Origin of the sequence: Arthrobacter sp. CAN_C5, assembly GCF_017875735.1 — a bacterium.
In the GTDB taxonomy this organism is placed as follows: domain Bacteria; phylum Actinomycetota; class Actinomycetes; order Actinomycetales; family Micrococcaceae; genus Arthrobacter_D.
Map to the genome: position 1 here is coordinate 2,366,581 of NZ_JAGGMZ010000001.1, position 16,580 is coordinate 2,383,160.

Sequence of the window (16,580 nt, forward strand, 5' to 3'; positions counted from 1 at the left end):
CGGAAAGAGGGATACGGTATACGCCATGGAGACTCACCCCCCGCTTCCCCGCGACCGCGAGCTGGACGAAGGTACATACGCCCAGGTGCGGGCCCTCATCACTTCCGGCGAACTCGCCGCGGGGTCCTGGCTTCGAGAAAAGACATTGGCTGAACGGATCGGCGTCAGCCGCACCCCGATCCGGGAGGCGCTCAACCGGCTCTCCGCCGAAGGCATGGTGGAGATCAGCCGCAACAAGGGCGCACAGGTGGTGTCGTTCACGCCCGACGACGTCGCGGGGCTCTACGACGTCCGTGCAGGCTTCGAACCGCATGCGGCCTTGCTGGCGGTACCTCGATTGACGGATCAGGACGTGGACCGCCTCGCCGAATTGGCTGCTGCCATGGAGGAAGCGGTCCGATCCGGCCAACTGGACTCCCTGAGCGCACTCAACAGCGCGTTCCATGGCCTTTTTGTCGATCGATGTGGCAACCGGCACTTCGCGACAGCGCTCCAGACCCTCATGCGACCGGCCGTCGTTGCCCATACCTTTCGGAAGTACAGCCCCGAAGCACTGAACCGGAGCATGCTCCACCACGCCGAACTTGTTGCCGCCGCCCGTGCAAGGGACGGCGAGTGGGCCGAAGCGATCATGCGCACCCACATTCTTGCGGCACGCAACGCTGCGGGAGCGCGTCCTGACCGGCATTGATCCCGTCCATGTCGGCCGTGACGCGATATTCGTCGACATCAGTGAACTCACCGGCATGCCGTTTCCGAACCTGCTGTACAGGCGGCTCGGCGAGGACCCGCGCCGCCTCCAAGACTGCTGGGAGCGTGTTCGGCCCGGGCTGGCCCGAATCGGGCCCCGAGCGCTACGACGCCTGATGTTCGATGACAGCAATCTCGCCGGCACAGGAACGTCCGCCGACTCGAGGTCGGACGTCGGCGGATTCATCGCGCCTCCTGTGCCCGGAGGCTCGCCCATCGATGCCGAGCAGGCCGCTACGCTCCGGCGGCTCCTCAATGTTTACGATTCCGGGAACTCCTGCAATGCCGTCGTGGTCGCTCTGCTCCTGGAGGGCGCGTCCGGCGACTCGTCCTCCCCGCTGCTGTCCACGGCGGAGCTCCCGGAGGGTGGCTCACCGACGGGAATAGATACGGCTCAACTTCCGCTGATGCTCGAGGTAAAGGACATGGACACCATGGCGAGGGACTCCGTGCTCCGGCTGGCCCGGTTGATCGAACCGGGAGGACGGGCCGTACCGAGCCTCTTCCGCCATGTCGGCTATGACCAGGGCCTGCTCGGGTGGATCGAGAAGGCCGTGACCGAGGCAGCGGCATCCGGCGCTTTGGACCGGTGCGAGCACTCAGTGAGAGCCACCGCCGCCTGGTCTGCCTCGCACTGGCCCGAGCCGGTGCAACCGCTCGAGGATGACCGCGATCGCAAGCTCCTCGAACCGTTCAGGATCATGATCCCGCGAATGCTCGCCACCTCCGCGGTGCTGCGTGTGGCGCTGCGAAGTCAGCTACCGTAACGCCGCGTGATCCGTTTCTCGCCCCATCGCAGCGCGAATCCAGGGATGACCGCGAGGATGGCGATGAAGACCACCTGTCCGGCGATGTGATCCACTCTGACGTTCGCCACGTTGGACACCAGCTCCCGTCCCAGGCCGCTTTGTGCAGAGAACATCTCGGCAAGGATGAGGCCCAACAGGGTGAGTCCGAAGGCAATGCGGACGGCGGTGACGATCGACGGCAGTAGCGCGGGGATCAGTATCAGCCGCAGCCGGGTGTACCAGGGCAGCACGAGGACATCGGCGAGCTTGAGGAAATTCTTGTCCATTGAGCGGGTCGCGGCCATGACGAGCAGTGCAATGGGAAACACCCCGTGGAAGAAGGCGAAGGTCAGGCGGCTGGCGTCTCCGATGCCGAGGAACAGCAGGAACACCGGATACAGGGTGACCTTGGGAATGCTGTACAGCGCGAAGAGGGGGGTTTCGAAGACCGCGGACCAGAATGAGGACAGGCCGAGGGCGAAGCCCACGAGTGTCCCCACGACGACGGCGAGCGACCACCCCGCGAGGAGCAGCGTCACGGTGGACACGATGCTCTGCCGGAATCCAGGTTCGGACAGGTCCTCACCAAGCCGGGCGAGCGACTGCAATGGACCGGGGAACACCACGCTGTCGACGATCGCCGCAAGACTGGCCCAACCGATGAGGATGATCGCGGGCAGGATGAGTATCCAGCCGAGCGACACGAGGAGTCCGCGCGATCTGCTGATGGGGGCGCGCGGGGCCGCGGCGGTCGGGAGGCTCATGAGAGGACTCGCTTCGATTGTGGCCGGAGGGCTGCCGCGAATGCGAAGTTCAACCCGAGAGCGAGGACAAAGACCAGGAGCACCCCGGCGTACATGTCGGTGATCGCGAAATCGTTGTAGGCATTGGAAATGAAGTGTCCAAGCCCGCTGGTCGAGAGGACGAATTCACTTGCCAGCACCATGATGAGGCTGTAGGACAGAGCGAGCCGCAGACCCACGCTGATCTGCGGTAGGGCTGCCGGCAGCAACACCTTGAAGATGCGCTGGATCGGGTCCAGTTGCAGCACCGCCGCAAGCCGGAGGACGGACCGGGGGATGCCGTCGAGACCGTCGACTGTGGAGCTGATCATGGCGACGACGGCGAACAGTGTGGCCAGCAGTACGATCGGAACGAACCCGATGCCGAGGAGTGCCACAAGCAAGGGATACAGGGCAAACGTGGGAATGGCGTAGTAGGTGGCCAGCCAGGGATCGAGTGTTTTCCGCGCCCAGTCGAACCGCCAGACGAGGAGTCCGATCAGGACACCCGAGACGACGGCGAAGATGAACGCCACAAGGATTGACAGCAGGGATGGCGCCAGGTCCTGGCTGAGAAATTCAGGATCGATCAGCAACCCTGAAGCCCGCACCACCATCGCGCTGAGCGGAACGAGGGAAAACGAGTCAACCAGGCCGAGCCTTGGTGCCAGTTCCAGAAAAAGGACGGTCAGGAGGGCGCCGATGATGGTCCAGCCGCGCACCGTGAGTCCGAGCCGACGTTCACGAACGGTTTTCGGTTTGTCGGTGCTCTCCACAGTGCTGGTCGGCTCGGTCGTCACCGGTTCAGTACTCACGGCCGCGGGCCCTGCTCAGCCATGGCTCGCTGGGCCTCACTCTTGAGGACCGTCCAGATCTGCTCTACCAGCGCAGTCGCCACTGGAGACCCAACCATGGTGGGATCCCGGTCTGGCGGCAGGTCCACGTTGAGGTCAAGGAGGATCTTTCCAGGCCGGGCTCCCATGACTAGGACGCGGTCAGAGAGGAGGGCTGCTTCCTGGATGCTGTGGGTGACGAAGAGGACTGTGGCACCGCCCTGTCGAACCACATTGAGCAGTTCCAGTCCAAGCACCACACGGGTCTGTTCGTCGAGGGCACCGAAGGGTTCGTCCGCGAGGATCAGGTCGGGATTGGTACTGAGCACGCGCGCGATTGCGACGCGCTGCCGCATCCCGCCGGAAAGCTGGTGTGGGTAGTGGTTGACGAAGTGTGAGAGGCCAACGCGCTGGAGTACCTCGCGGGCGATCTCGCGGCGTTCTCTTGCTGGGACTTTCTGGGTTTCGAGCGCGAAGGCCGCGTTGTCCAGGACAGTGCGCCACGGCAATACTGCCGCTTCTTGGAAGATCACGCCGGTTTCCCGGCGCGGCCCCGTGCTGGGGCTTCCGTCGATGAGTACCTGCCCACCGTTCCCTTTGTTCAGGCCCGCGATGATGTCCAGCAGCGTGGATTTACCACATCCGCTGGGACCCACAAGTGTGGTGAAGGTACCCGGCTCGAGTACCTGATTCGTGGGACTCAGCGCCTGGACATCCCCATACACGCGGTCGACGTCCTGAAGCTCTACTTTCGCACCCATACATTCCCCTTGGAATTGAGTTCTGCTGTCGGAACCGGTGATAAGCGATGACCCTCATCGAGGGTCATCGCGTCATACCGAGGCTACGGAATCGTGCCCTTCTCACCCTCGGGAAGGAACTCGTCGGTGAGCAGTTCGCCCCAGTTGACCTCGTCGAGATCGTCCGTATAGGCGAGAGCCTTCTCGGCTGCCTCGAGAGCCTCGGGATTGTAAGCAACGCCCCAGTGATCCGCGGCGAGGGCATCGTCGAGGATGCCCTGAGCGGCGTCGACCTCGAGATCGGCGAGCCCTGCCCAAAACTCCGCGGCCTCCTCTGGATTGTCGGTGATCCACTGGACAGCATCCGAGTACCCCTGAAGGACGGCCTTGGCGGCTTCGGGATTCTCTTCAGCGTAGTCGCGGCTGCTGATGATCATCGTCTGCTGATATAACGGGACTACATCGGAGCTACTGCCGACCACCTTTAGAGTATCGGCGTTCTCGATCGCTACTCTCGGTGAGGCGTACGTCAGGTCGACTTCCCCGGCCTCCAGCAAGGCGATACCCGCCCCGGTGCCGCCGGTTGCCGTGCGGTCGATCGCCGTGGGATCGAGTCCTGCGCCTTCGGGTGTCAGGAAGCTCATGGCCTCGGTGACTGATCCCGGATTGGTAAAGCCCCAGGTGGCATCGGCCGTGTCTTCCAGACTCTCGATATCGGAATCAGGCAGCGTCACCCAGGAGACATCGGCAACCGACTGGATCCCACCACCGATCACCCGGACCGGCGCTCCCTCGTTGAACCCGGAGACAATGGCACCCGTAGCCACTTCGCCGAAGGGTAGCTGGCCCGAGACGACGTTCTGTAGCGTGGTTCCGCCGCCTTCCGAGGGAATGATCTCCTCGACCTGAACGCCGGCGTCCTCAAAGAAACCCTGCTCCCGTGCTACTTCCCACGGAAGCCCGTAGAGGTCTTCAGGATGCGTCACCGATACAGTGACACTGGGAATCTCTCCTTCGGCGGTTTCTTCTCCTCCGCCACATGCGGCAAGTGGAAGGACCACCAACGCTGCCAGCCCTGTCCGGTAGATGGATCGCGATCGCATTGGTCCTCCAAGTGACGTCAGTGTCAGTGTCTAGTGATGTATACAACGTGACAGAATTACCGCCCTGCGTCAAGCATTTTCGCTCATTCACGGAGGGGAGTTTACAAAATCGCATACAACTTGATGTGCGATGGCTGCGATACACCCAAGCTAGTGCCCGTCTTTGTCGGTGATCTCCCCGCGGCGGATTGGTCTCGGCCATACGCACCCCGGCAGCGGTGCGCACCGTAGACACCGTGGGGCGGCGGCCAGCGCTGATCTACTCAGCCGCAACGTAACACGGTCTTTGACACCCTGAGCCACAACCGAACCCCTCTTAAAAAGAAAGACGATGCAAGACAACTCAAGGCCCGGTTGACCCCCACTGGGTGATCACAGAACGCTGCCACCAGCGCTGAACTTCACAGGCCAGCGCGTGGACAATCTCGATGATGCCCCTGAACCCAGGTCGCAAGCGTCAATTCCTGTGCAAGGACCTTGGCGGAGTTGGACTAACCGTACTCAAGCTCGCTCCGACGCCCAACGGACACCATAGGATTCGCCCGGATCTTTAGGACGACCGGCGTTATGCCGTGCCGCCGAAACATACCCATGAATGACAAGAAGCATCACCGCTGTTTGTCATTCTGATTCCCATCATCGCTGGGCGGATCCTCTGCACAACCAGGGCGCTGCGCGCCGGTCACAAACCAAAATTTCGTTCGGCCCTCCTCCGTCGCTTATTTCCTCGCGAAATTTTGGCCCGCTCCCGGTTCCCCAAGTTGCACTCCGGCCCCTCGTACCCAGCGGTGATTCCTGGCTCTTCAGAATTGAGAGTGTAGTTGGCGGCGCCGTGAGGAGTCTGGGGCGGGAGGTTGTTTCGGCTGATGGGAGGGCCTTGGGAGAGAATCGGATTGTCTAGATCTTGATTCCTCTACCGCAAGGCCCTCGTGTTCCACGCTACCTTTCATAGTCCTGACCTGACCACATTCTGTCGGCTCGACGAACTCGGACTCGAGGCCACGGGGCAGCATCTGAGCCGCGATCACGCCGTTCTTGCTTGCCGTGTTGTTGACCCGGATGACTGGTGCCGTAGCTGTGGGTGCCAAGGCGTCCCTCGGGACACGGTGACCCGCCAGCTCGCTCACGAACCCTTCGGCTGGCGCCCGACCACGCTGCTGGTCAGGGTACGCAGATACAAATGCTCCGGGTGCGGACAGGTGTGGCGGCAGGACACGTCCAAAGCCGCCGAACCGCGGGCGAAACTCTCCCGACGGGGGCTGCGGTGGGCGTTGGAGGGGATCGTACGTCAACACCTCACGGTCGCCCGCGTCGCCGAAGGGCTGGGCGTGAGCTGGAATACTGCCAACAAAGCTGTCCTGGCCGAAGGTAAGCGTGTGCTCATTGATGATCCGCACCGGTTCGACGGGGTCAAAGTCATCGGTGTTGATGAGCATGTTTGGCGGCACACCCGCCGCGGGGACAAGTACGTCACCGTGATCATCGACCTGACCCCGATCAGGGGCGGCACGGGCCCGTCCCGCCTGCTGGATATGGTCGAAGGCCGCTCAAAACAAGTCTTCGCCTCCTGGCTAAAAGCACGCCCGCAACAATGGCGGGACAGGATCGAGGTCGTGGCCATGGACGGGTTCTCCGGGTTCAAGAGCGCCGCGGCCGAAGAACTTCCCGGAGCTGTTCCGGTGATGGATCCCTTCCATGTCATCCGCCTGGCCGGAGAGGGTCTGGATAGTTGCCGACGACGAGTCCAGCAACAGTCCTGCGGGCATCGTGGGCGTGCCGGCGACCCTCTGTATTCGGCAAGGCTAACCCTTCATACCGGGGCGGATCTGCTCACCGATAAGCAACGTGCACGTCTTGAAGCCCTGTTCGAAACGGACACCCACGTCGAGGTAGAAGCGAGTTGGGGGATTTACCAGCGCATGGTTGCCGCCTACCGGGAGGCGGACCGGGCCAAGGGACGAAAGTTGATGCAAGCAGTGATCACATCCCTGGGCACAGGCGTTCCCGCCGCGCTCATTGAGCTTAAAACACTCGGGCGAACCCTCAATCGCCGGGCCCAAGATGTCCTTGCCTACTTCGACCGCCCAGGGACATCCAACGGCCCCACCGAAGCCATCAATGGACGCCTCGAACACCTCCGCGGATCCGCCCTCGGCTTCACAAACATCACCAACTATGTCGCCAGATCACTACTCGAATCCGGCGGATTCAGACCGAAACTACACTCTCAATTCTGAAGATCCTGATTCCTCTATCAGAACGACGCACAAACCTGACAGACACTCCCGGTACCGGCCAGTCGCTGAAGGAGAAGGAACATGGAACCGCTAACCATCAAAACCCCCGCCGACGTCCTCAGCTTCATCGGCCACACCTTGGGGTTTTGGCCCTAAGAAAGCCTGGTCTGCATCACCCTCGCCGATAACCACGTAGGGCCAACCCTCCGCGTCGACCTGCCGAAACCAAGCACCGAGATCAGCTACGCAAAGATCGTGGCAGGCTACCTCAGCCACGACACCAGCGCTGAAGGGGTGCCCTTCGCCGCCTACACGCACGATGGACGGTGGGACCGGGACCATTGGATTGCCGCTTCGCCTGAGAGGCTCGCCCCGAGGAATTGGCTTCGAAAAAACTCTCACAGAAGTCATGTACCACCACCGCAACTCCCCCATGAAGTAGTAAGAAAGCCCACCAAGGGCTTCAGGAGAGAAAGGGGATAACCTGCCACAGGAAGATTGCAACCCACCAACCAAAACAGGCACACCCCGCGCACACATTGCGCCGGTTTGTGCACAGTCAGAGAGCAAAACAGCCCCTGACAAGGGGAAACACTGTGCCCGAAGTGGGACTTGAACCCACACATCTTTCGATACTGCATTTTGAGTGCAGCGCGTCTGCCAATTCCGCCATTCGGGCCAACGTGCGCTCCGACAAAGACCCGAGACAGGACCCGTGAGAGACCCGATCAAAGCCAGATGAAGTACTCAAGTCATCGTCAGTGCGCGAAACTACTCTACATGCCGATAGGCTGTTTCAGTGAACCGGCAACGGGCGCTGCCCTGCCGGGCAAATGATGGAATTTAACAAGGAGCCTGCTGTGTCTGAATCCAACGAGTCGAACGTCTCGGGTGTTGCGCGGCGCGTGATTGTTGCCGAGGATGAGACCCTCATCCGCCTGGACATTGTGGAGATTCTCCGCGGCGAAGGGTACGACGTCGTCGCCGAAGCTGACAACGGCGAGAAGGCCGTCCAGCTCGCCAAAGAGCACAAGCCCGATCTGGTCCTGATGGACGTGAAAATGCCTGTCATGGACGGCATCACCGCCGCAGAACAGATCGTCAAGGCACGCATCGCCCCCGTGGTCCTGCTGACCGCTTTCAGCCAGAAAGAGCTGGTGGAACGAGCCCGCGACGCCGGCGCTATGGCGTACGTCGTCAAACCGTTCACCCCCGCTGACCTGATGCCCGCCATCGAGATTGCCCTCTCCCGCCATGAGGAGATCAAGGCACTGGAACACGAAGTCTCCGATCTGCAGGAACAGTTCGCCACCCGCAAGCTCGTGGAGCGTGCCAAGAGCCTGCTGACCACCAAGATGGGACTCACCGAGCCCGAGGCCTTCCGCTGGATCCAGAAGACCTCGATGGACCGCCGCCTCAGCATGCGCGAAGTCGCCGAGACCATCATCAACCAGGTCAACTAACCCACAGCACTGCCACAGAACATACCAACACAGCAGAAGGGCCCCGCCGGTGAAAACCAGCGGGGCCCTTCTGCTATGTTACAGAGCTACTTGTGCTTGTTCTTGACCGGCCACGGGCCGACCTTTTCCTTGTTCGGAGTGTAGCCGTCCGGCAGCTGACCGGCGTCGGCAATGTCCCCGACCTTATGCACCTTGATCGAGTTCGTGGACCCGGCCTGCCCGGGAGGCGACCCGGCAGCGATGACCACCAGGTCATTCGGCTCCACCAGACCCTGTTCCAGGAGTACCCGGTCAACCTGGGCGGTCATCTGATCGGTGTGCTCGACGAAGGGAACCAGCATGGGCTGGACACCCCAGATCATCGCCATCGAATTCAGGGTCGACTGCACCGGAGTGAAAGCGAACACCGGCTTGGTCGGCCGGAGCCGTGACAGGCGCCGCGCCGAATCGCCGGACTGGGTGAAGGTACAGATGTACTTCGCATCAAGCTGATCGGCGATCTCCACCGCCGCACGGGTGATCGCCCCGCCGCGGGTCTTGGGCTTGCTGCCCAGCGGCGGCACCCGATCCAGGCCGTGCTTTTCGGTCGACTCGATGATGTTCGCCATCGTCTGCACAGTTTCCATGGGGTACTTGCCCACGCTGGTTTCGCCCGAAAGCATGACGGCGTCGGCACCGTCCAGCACTGCGTTGGCACAGTCGGAGGCTTCGGCGCGGGTGGGGCGGGGGTTGTCGATCATCGACTCCAGCACCTGGGTGGCGACGATGACCGGCTTGGCCCAGCGGCGGGCCAACTCGATGGCACGCTTCTGGACAATGGGAACCTCTTCGAGCGGCAACTCCACGCCCAGGTCGCCACGTGCCACCATGATGGCGTCGAACGCGTCGATGATTTCCTCGATGGCGTCAACAGCCTGGGGCTTCTCGATCTTGGCGATCACCGGTACCCGGCGTCCCTCTTCGTCCATGATCCCGTGGACGCGGACGACGTCGGACGCGTTCCGCACGAAGGACAGCGCCACCATGTCGACGCCGCGCTGGATGGCCCACCGCAGATCGGCCTCGTCCTTATCGCTCATCGCCGGCACACTCACGGCGACGCCGGGCAGGTTGATGCCCTTGTTGTTCGACACCGCTCCCCCCACGGTGACCACTGCGACAACCTTCGTGTCGTCAACGGCCGTGGCCCGGAGGGCTACCTTACCGTCGTCGATCAGCAGGGAATCGCCCACGTTCACGTCCTTGGGGAGTCCCAGGTGGGTGGTGGAGCAGATCTCCTGGGTGCCTTCGACGTCCTCGGTGGTGATGGTGAAGGTGTCACCGGGCGCCAGTACATGCGGGCCGTTCACAAAACGACCGAGGCGGATCTTGGGTCCTTGCAGGTCGGCAAAGATTGCCACCGGGCGGCCCAGTTCTTCCGAAGCCTGCCGTACATACTCGTAGGTCTGGTTGTGCACCGTGTGATCGCCGTGGCTCATGTTCATCCGGGCAACGTCCACACCGGCCTTCAACACCGCCACGGTGTTCTCATAGCTTGCAATCGCGGGGCCGAATGTTGCAACAATTTTTGCGCGTCTCATGAAACCTAGCCTAGTCGTGTTGTTGTAGGTGTTGTTGGGTGCGCGGTGACCTTTCCGCGACGTGATGCACTCAGAGCACTGCCATAGCGCGGTCGGTGGGCGCCACCGGTGCCGGTAGTTTGGTCTCCCCCATCAGCCACTTGTCCACTGCCGCGGCGCAGGCGCGCCCCTCGGCGATGGCCCAGACAATGAGTGACTGTCCGCGGCCGGCGTCGCCAGCCGCAAAAATCCCGGGCGTGTTGGTCATGTAGTAACCGTCCCGGCCAATGTTGCCGTGCTCGTCGAAGTCGGCCTGCACCTGTTCGGTGAGGCCTGCAGGCTCCGGTCCAGTGAACCCGAGCGACAGGAACACCAGGTCGGCCGGGATGTCCTTCTCGGTGCCGGCCTTGGGCACCCGGCGGCCGTTGACGAATTCGGTCTCCGCCACCCGGATCGCAGTGAGCTTGCCATTCTCGCCCACAAATTCGACGGTCGAGGCGAGGTAGGTCCGCTCGCCACCTTCCTCGTGGGCGCTGGCAACCTCGAACAGGGTGGGGAAGGTGGGCCAGGGCTGGTGCGCCGCGCGGTCCGTCGGCGGCTGCTGCCCGATGGCGAGCGTCGTCACGGATGCCGCATGCTGACGGTGGGCGGTACCCAGGCAGTCAGCACCCGTGTCGCCGCCCCCGAGGATCACCACGTGCTTGCCGTCCGCGTGAATCTGGTCCTCGACGACGCCGCCCGCACTTACCCGGTTGGCCTGGACCAGGTAATCCATCGCGAAATGGACACCCTCCAGTTCCCGCCCCGGGATCGGCAGGTCACGGGGAATAGTGGCACCGGTAGCCACCACGACGGCGTCGTAGCGGCGCCGAAGCTGGTCCCAGCTGATGTCGCGTCCCACCTCGACACCGGTCCTGAACCGGGTGCCCTCGGCGCGCATCTGCTCGAGGCGCCGCTCCAGGTGGCTCTTCTCCATCTTGAAGTCGGGGATGCCGTAGCGCAGGAGCCCACCAATATTGTCGTCACGCTCATACACCGCCACCGTGTGGCCGGTGCGCGTCAGCTGCTGCGCCGCGGCCAGGCCTGCGGGCCCGGAGCCGACGACGGCAATGGTCTTGTCGGTCAGGCGCTCGGGCGGGTGTGCCTCAACCCAGCCCTCGGCGAACGCCTGGTCGATGATCGAGACTTCCACCTGCTTGATGGTCACCGGCGGCTGGTTGATCCCCAACACGCAGGACGCCTCGCAGGGTGCCGGGCAGAGCCGGCCGGTGAACTCGGGGAAGTTGTTGGTGGCGTGCAGCCGCTCGATCGCTTCCCGGCCCTTGTCCCGGTAGGTGAGGTCGTTCCACTCCGGGATCAGGTTGCCCAGCGGGCAACCCTGATGGCAGAACGGGATGCCGCAGTCCATGCAGCGTCCAGCCTGGGCCTTGAGAACGCCCTTCTCCTGCGCCTCGTAGACTTCCTTCCAGTCCATGATCCGCACCGGCACGGGCCGGCGGGGCTGGGTCTGGCGTTCGCGTACCTTCATGAATCCGCGTGGGTCACCCACCGGTTACCTCCAAGATTCGGGTCCAAGCTTCTTCGCCGTCGGGGTCGAGGCCTTCCTCAACCGCAGCGGCTCGGGCGTCCAGGACAGCCGCGTAGTCGCGGGGCAGCACCTTCGTGAGCCGCGCGATGGTGTCCTCGAAGTTCTCCAGCAGATGCGCTGCGAGGTTCGATTCGGTCTCTTCAACGTGCTTGATCATCAGCTGCCGCACAATCTCGATGTCCTCAGCGTCCAGTTCGACGAGCTTCAGCTCACCGTTCTCGATGCTCTGGGTGTTCATCCGGCGACGGTTGAGATCCAGGACGTAGGCGGTGCCGCCGGACATGCCGGCGCCGAAATTCCTGCCGGTCCGCCCCAGGATCAGGGTCTGGCCGCCGGTCATGTACTCGCACCCGTGGTCGCCGATTCCCTCGACCACCGCCGTCGCGCCGGAGTTGCGCACCAGGAACCGCTCCCCCACCTGCCCGCGGAGGAAAATCTCCCCGCTGGTGGCGCCATAGCCGATCACGTTGCCGGCAATGACGTTGCGGTCGGCAGCGAAGACGTTGGACCGGTCCGGCCGGACAATGATTCGCCCACCGGAAAGTCCCTTGCCAACATAGTCGTTCGAGTCTCCGAACAGGCGCAGGGTGATTCCCGCCGGCAGGAACGCGCCGAGGGACTGACCCGCCTGACCCGTCAGGGTGACGTCGATGGTGTCGGTGGCGAGGGTATCGATGCCGAACCGCCGGGTCACCTCGTGGCCCAGCATGGTGCCCACCGACCTGTCGGTGTTCACGACGTCGACCGAGATCCGCACCGGGGCGCGGTTCTCCAGCGCGTCGGCGCTCATCTCGATGAGCTTCTTGTCGAAGTGCTGGTCCAGCTCGTGGTTCTGCGGGATCATGTTGCGCATCGGCGCGTCATCGCCGAACTCGTTGCCGCGGAGGATCGGGTCGAGGTCCAGACCGTCGGCCTTCCAGTGATCGATCGCCTTGCGGGCGTCGAGCGACTCGCTGTGGCCGATGGCCTCCTCGATGGACCGGAACCCCAGGCTGGCCAGGATTTCCCTGACTTCCTCTGCGAGGAACTCGAAGAAATTGACCACGAACTCGGGTTTGCCGGTGAACCGACTGCGGAGCTCGGGGTTCTGCGTGGCGACGCCCACCGGACAGGTGTCCAGGTGACAGACGCGCATCATGACGCAACCCGAGACCACCAGCGGCGCCGTCGCGAAGCCGAACTCCTCGCCACCGAGCAGGGCGGCGATGACGACGTCGCGCCCGGTCTTGAGCTGCCCGTCCACCTGCACCACTACCCGGTCGCGGAGCCCGTTGAGCATCAGGGTCTGCTGGGTTTCCGCCAACCCCAGCTCCCACGGAACGCCCGCGTGCTTGAGGGAGTTCAGGGGGCTGGCACCGGTGCCGCCGTCGTGCCCGGAAATGAGGACGACGTCGGCCTTGGCCTTGGTCACGCCCGCAGCCACCGTGCCGATCCCCACTTCGGAGACCAGCTTGACGTGGACGCGTGCCGACGGGTTGGACCGCTTCAGGTCGTAGATGAGTTGGGCAAGGTCTTCGATCGAGTAGATATCGTGGTGCGGTGGCGGCGAGATCAATGCCACCCCGGGAGTGGAGTGACGGGTCCGGGCCACCCAGGGGTAGACCTTCTGGCTCATCAGCTGGCCACCCTCGCCGGGCTTGGCCCCCTGCGCCATCTTGATCTGGATGTCAGTCGCGTTGGTCAGGTACAGGCTGGTCACGCCGAACCGGCCCGAGGCCACCTGCTTGATCGCTGACCGGCGCTCGGGATCGAGCAGCCGGTCGACGTCTTCCCCGCCTTCGCCGGTATTGGACTTGCCGCCAAGACGGTTCATGGCGATCGCCAGTGTCTCGTGGGCTTCCTGGGAGATGGAGCCGTAGCTCATCGCACCGGTGGAAAACCGCTTCACGATGCTGGAGACCGGCTCAACCTCTTCGATCGGCACCGGCTCGCGCACCCCGTCCTTGAACTGGAGCAACCCGCGCAGGGTCATCAGTTCCTTGGCCTGGTCGTCGACACCGTTGGTGTACTTCTTGAAGATGTCGTAGCGCCGCTCGCGGGTGGCGTGCTGCAACCGGAAGACGGTCTCCGGGTTGAACAGGTGCGGTGGCCCCTCGCGGCGCCACTGGTATTCGCCACCGTTGTCCAGGTCCCGGTGCGGATCGTCGATCCCGTCCTGCGGGTAGGCGCTGGCGTGGCGTGCCGCCGTCTCGGCCGCGAGGACATCCAGCCCGACGCCGCCAAGCTGGGTCTGCGTACCGTGGAAGTACTCGTCGACCAGTTCCTGGCCCAGGCCCAGCGCTTCGAAGGTCTGCGCGCCACAGTAGGAGCCGACCGTTGAGATGCCCATCTTGGACATGATCTTCAGGACACCCTTGCCGAGCCCCTTGATAAGGTTGGCGACCGCCTGCTCAGCGCTTACTCCGGTGATGTCCCCGTTGCGGACCAGTTCCTCGCAGCTTTCCATCGCCAGGTACGGGTTGATCGCCGAGGAACCATAACCGATGAGCGCTGCCACGTGGTGGACCTCGCGGACGTCGCCGGCTTCGACCACCAGTGAGGTCTTGGTCCGGTTGGCGCTCTTGAGCAGGTGGTGGTGAACGGCGCTGGTGAGCAGCAGGGACGGGATGGGCGCCCACTGCGCGTTGGAGTCACGGTCGGAGAGGACGATGTACTGAATGCCGCGGTTGATGGCGCTGGAGACCTGTTCGCAGATCTCAGTGAGGCGTGCCCGCAGGGACGCCTCACCGCCGTCGGGCCGGTATAGTCCGCGGACCTTCATACTGATGCGTTCGCCGTCGCCGTTGGACATGTTGGCGATCTTCGCGAGTTCGTCATTGTTGATCACCGGGAAACTCAGGCCCACCTGCTTGGCGTGCACCTGCTTGGTGGTCAGGAGGTTCCCGTTGGGGCCCAGCGAGGCCCGCAGCGAGGTGACCAGTTCCTCGCGGATGGAATCCAGCGGCGGGTTGGTGACCTGCGCGAAGGACTGCACAAAGTAGTCGAACAGCAGCCGCGGGCGCTTGGACAGCACAGCGACCGGGGTGTCGGAGCCCATCGCCCCAAGCGGTTCGGCTCCGGCCTTGGCCATCGGTCCGAGGAGGATCCTCAGTTCTTCCTGCGTGTAGCCGAAGGTGCGCTGGCGGCGGTTGATAGACGCCTTGGTGTGCAGGACGTGCTCGCGTTCGGGGAGGTCCTTCAGGAGCAGCAGGTTGTCCTTTACCCATTCGCCCCACGGATTGGCCGAGGCGACCTGGGCCTTGATCTCCTGGTCCTCGATCACGCGACCGGCCTCGGTGTCCACGAGGAACATCTTGCCGGGGGAAACGCGGCCCTTGTGCACTACCTTGGAGGGTTCGATGTCGATGACCCCCACCTCGGAGGCGAGGACCACCAGACCGTCCTCCATCACCCAGTAGCGGGCGGGGCGGAGGCCGTTACGGTCCAGGACCGCCCCCACCAGGGTGCCGTCAGTAAAAGACACCGCAGCCGGGCCGTCCCACGGCTCCATGAGCATTGAGTGGTACTGGTAGAACGCACGGCGTGCGGGATCCATGGTGGCGTGGTTTTCCCACGCCTCAGGGATCATCATCATGATCGCGTGGGTGATGGGCCGGCCGGAGAGCATCAGCAGCTCGGCAACCTCGTCGAACGACGCCGAGTCGGAAGCACCGGGGGTGCAGATGGGGAACAGTTCCTCGGGGTCGTCGCCGAGGAGGCTGTTGGACAGCTGCGATTGGCGGGCGCGCATCCAGTTCCGGTTGCCTTTGACCGTATTGATCTCGCCGTTGTGGGCGATGGTCCTGAAGGGCTGGGCCAGCGGCCAGGACGGGAAGGTGTTGGTGGAGAACCGTGAGTGTACGATGCCCAGCTTGGTCTTGAACCGGGGGTCGGACAGGTCCGGGTAGAACGGCTCCAGCTGCGCCGTGGTCAGCATGCCCTTGTAGACCATGGTCTTCGAGGACAGGGAGGGGAAATAGACGCCGAGCTTGTTCTGTGCGCGCTTCCGCACCCTGAAGGCCAGCGCGTCCAGGTCAACCGGGGCAGCCATGCTGTCCGAGGCCGCACCGTTGGCGGACGCACCATCGGTGGGTGCCAGGAAGAGCTGCACGAAATGCGGCATGCAGGCGCGGGCCATCGCGCCGACGAGGTCGGCCTGAATGGGCACCTCGCGCCAGCCGAGCACAGTGAGCCCCTCGGATTCGGCGATCGCTTCCAGGCCGGCGCGGGACGTCTGCTCCTCGCGGCCCTCAGCCGGGAGGAACGCCGTGCCGACGGCGTACTGGCCGGCGGGGGGAAGGTCGAAGTCGACGACTGCGCGGAAGAATTCATCGGGCACCTGGGTGAGCAGACCGGCGCCGTCGCCGGTGCCCTCATCCGCACCCACTGCACCGCGGTGTTCAAGATTGCGCAGAGCGGTCAGCGCATGGTCGACAATGTCGTGGCCCGGTTCGCCGCGGAGGGTAGCGATGACAGCCAGGCCGCACGCATCCTTCTCGTTCTCCGGGTTATACAGCCCGGTGGCTTCGGGGATAGTGGAGAACCGGTCGAAGGGTGAGACGACGGCGGGCTTGTCGGAGGCGGGAGTTACCTCGGGGGCGACATCCTCAACGATCGAGGGATCCTGCTCGTCCCGGGTCGATAGCCCGCTGTCCGGGGTGTTTGCGGAAGCACCGGCGTTGGGGTTGCCGGAAGTGAAAGCATTCATAGGTAGTGTCCTTCCCCCAGAATGGAGCGTCGGGAGGGGACGGCCTTGGC

11 protein-coding genes and 1 tRNA gene are annotated in these 16,580 nt (G+C 63.6%); 4 read left to right on the top strand and 8 right to left on the bottom strand.

The features are described from left to right. Window positions 1-25 precede the first annotated feature (25 nt). Window positions 26-691, top strand: a complete 666-nt coding sequence (locus tag H4V95_RS11170; RefSeq protein WP_209730546.1) for a GntR family transcriptional regulator — start codon at window positions 26-28, stop codon at window positions 689-691. Then, window positions 648-1,517 (top strand): hypothetical protein, encoded by an 870-nt coding sequence (locus H4V95_RS11175; protein ID WP_209730548.1) that lies wholly within the window; start codon window positions 648-650, stop codon window positions 1,515-1,517. Before H4V95_RS11170 ends, H4V95_RS11175 begins: the two co-directional genes overlap by 44 nt. Here the strand turns inward: H4V95_RS11175 and H4V95_RS11180 are convergent. The 4 genes from H4V95_RS11180 to H4V95_RS11195 all read right to left on the bottom strand — a co-directional run bounded on the left by H4V95_RS11180 (window position 1,505) and on the right by H4V95_RS11195 (window position 4,996). Beyond that, on the bottom strand, window positions 1,505-2,302 hold the full coding sequence (locus tag H4V95_RS11180; protein ID WP_209730551.1) for an ABC transporter permease: 798 nt from the start codon (window positions 2,300-2,302) through the stop codon (window positions 1,505-1,507). The genes H4V95_RS11175 and H4V95_RS11180 overlap by 13 nt on opposite strands. Continuing rightward, window positions 2,299-3,135: an ABC transporter permease gene (locus tag H4V95_RS11185; protein WP_209730554.1), complete on the bottom strand. Its 837-nt coding sequence runs from the start codon at window positions 3,133-3,135 to the stop codon at window positions 2,299-2,301. Before H4V95_RS11185 ends, H4V95_RS11180 begins: the two co-directional genes overlap by 4 nt. Continuing rightward, window positions 3,132-3,914, bottom strand: coding sequence for an ABC transporter ATP-binding protein (locus H4V95_RS11190; RefSeq protein WP_209730556.1), 783 nt, complete (start codon window positions 3,912-3,914; stop codon window positions 3,132-3,134). Before H4V95_RS11190 ends, H4V95_RS11185 begins: the two co-directional genes overlap by 4 nt. An 83-nt stretch (window positions 3,915-3,997) precedes the next feature. Then, entirely contained in the window at window positions 3,998-4,996 is a 999-nt protein-coding gene (locus tag H4V95_RS11195) for an ABC transporter substrate-binding protein (RefSeq protein ID WP_209730559.1), read from the bottom strand. A gap of 929 nt (window positions 4,997-5,925) precedes the next feature. Here H4V95_RS11195 and H4V95_RS11200 point away from each other — a divergent pair. Further along, the gene (locus tag H4V95_RS11200) at window positions 5,926-7,233 is read left to right on the top strand and encodes an ISL3 family transposase (RefSeq protein WP_209730561.1); all 1,308 of its coding nucleotides are present in this window, start codon (window positions 5,926-5,928) and stop codon (window positions 7,231-7,233) included. 597 nt (window positions 7,234-7,830) lie between these two features. Here H4V95_RS11200 and H4V95_RS11205 read toward each other — a convergent pair. Further along, window positions 7,831-7,912 (bottom strand) — tRNA-Leu (locus H4V95_RS11205). Window positions 7,913-8,069: 157 nt separating this feature from the next. Here H4V95_RS11205 and H4V95_RS11210 point away from each other — a divergent pair. Further along, entirely contained in the window at window positions 8,070-8,696 is a 627-nt protein-coding gene (locus H4V95_RS11210) for an ANTAR domain-containing response regulator (protein ID WP_209731351.1), read from the top strand. 86 nt (window positions 8,697-8,782) lie between these two features. On the opposite strand, the gene pyk is transcribed toward H4V95_RS11210, so the two are convergent. From pyk to gltB, 3 genes are all read right to left on the bottom strand, one after another. Beyond that, window positions 8,783-10,276, bottom strand: a complete 1,494-nt coding sequence (gene pyk / locus H4V95_RS11215; protein ID WP_209730564.1) for a pyruvate kinase — start codon at window positions 10,274-10,276, stop codon at window positions 8,783-8,785. A 70-nt stretch (window positions 10,277-10,346) separates the two neighbouring features. Further along, on the bottom strand, window positions 10,347-11,804 hold the full coding sequence (locus H4V95_RS11220; protein ID WP_196867409.1) for a glutamate synthase subunit beta: 1,458 nt from the start codon (window positions 11,802-11,804) through the stop codon (window positions 10,347-10,349). After that, a complete protein-coding gene (gltB, locus tag H4V95_RS11225) occupies window positions 11,797-16,530 on the bottom strand; it encodes a glutamate synthase large subunit (protein ID WP_245345671.1) in 4,734 nt (1,577 codons plus the stop codon). The genes H4V95_RS11220 and gltB overlap by 8 nt, the downstream gene beginning before the upstream one ends. Window positions 16,531-16,580 lie beyond the last annotated feature (50 nt).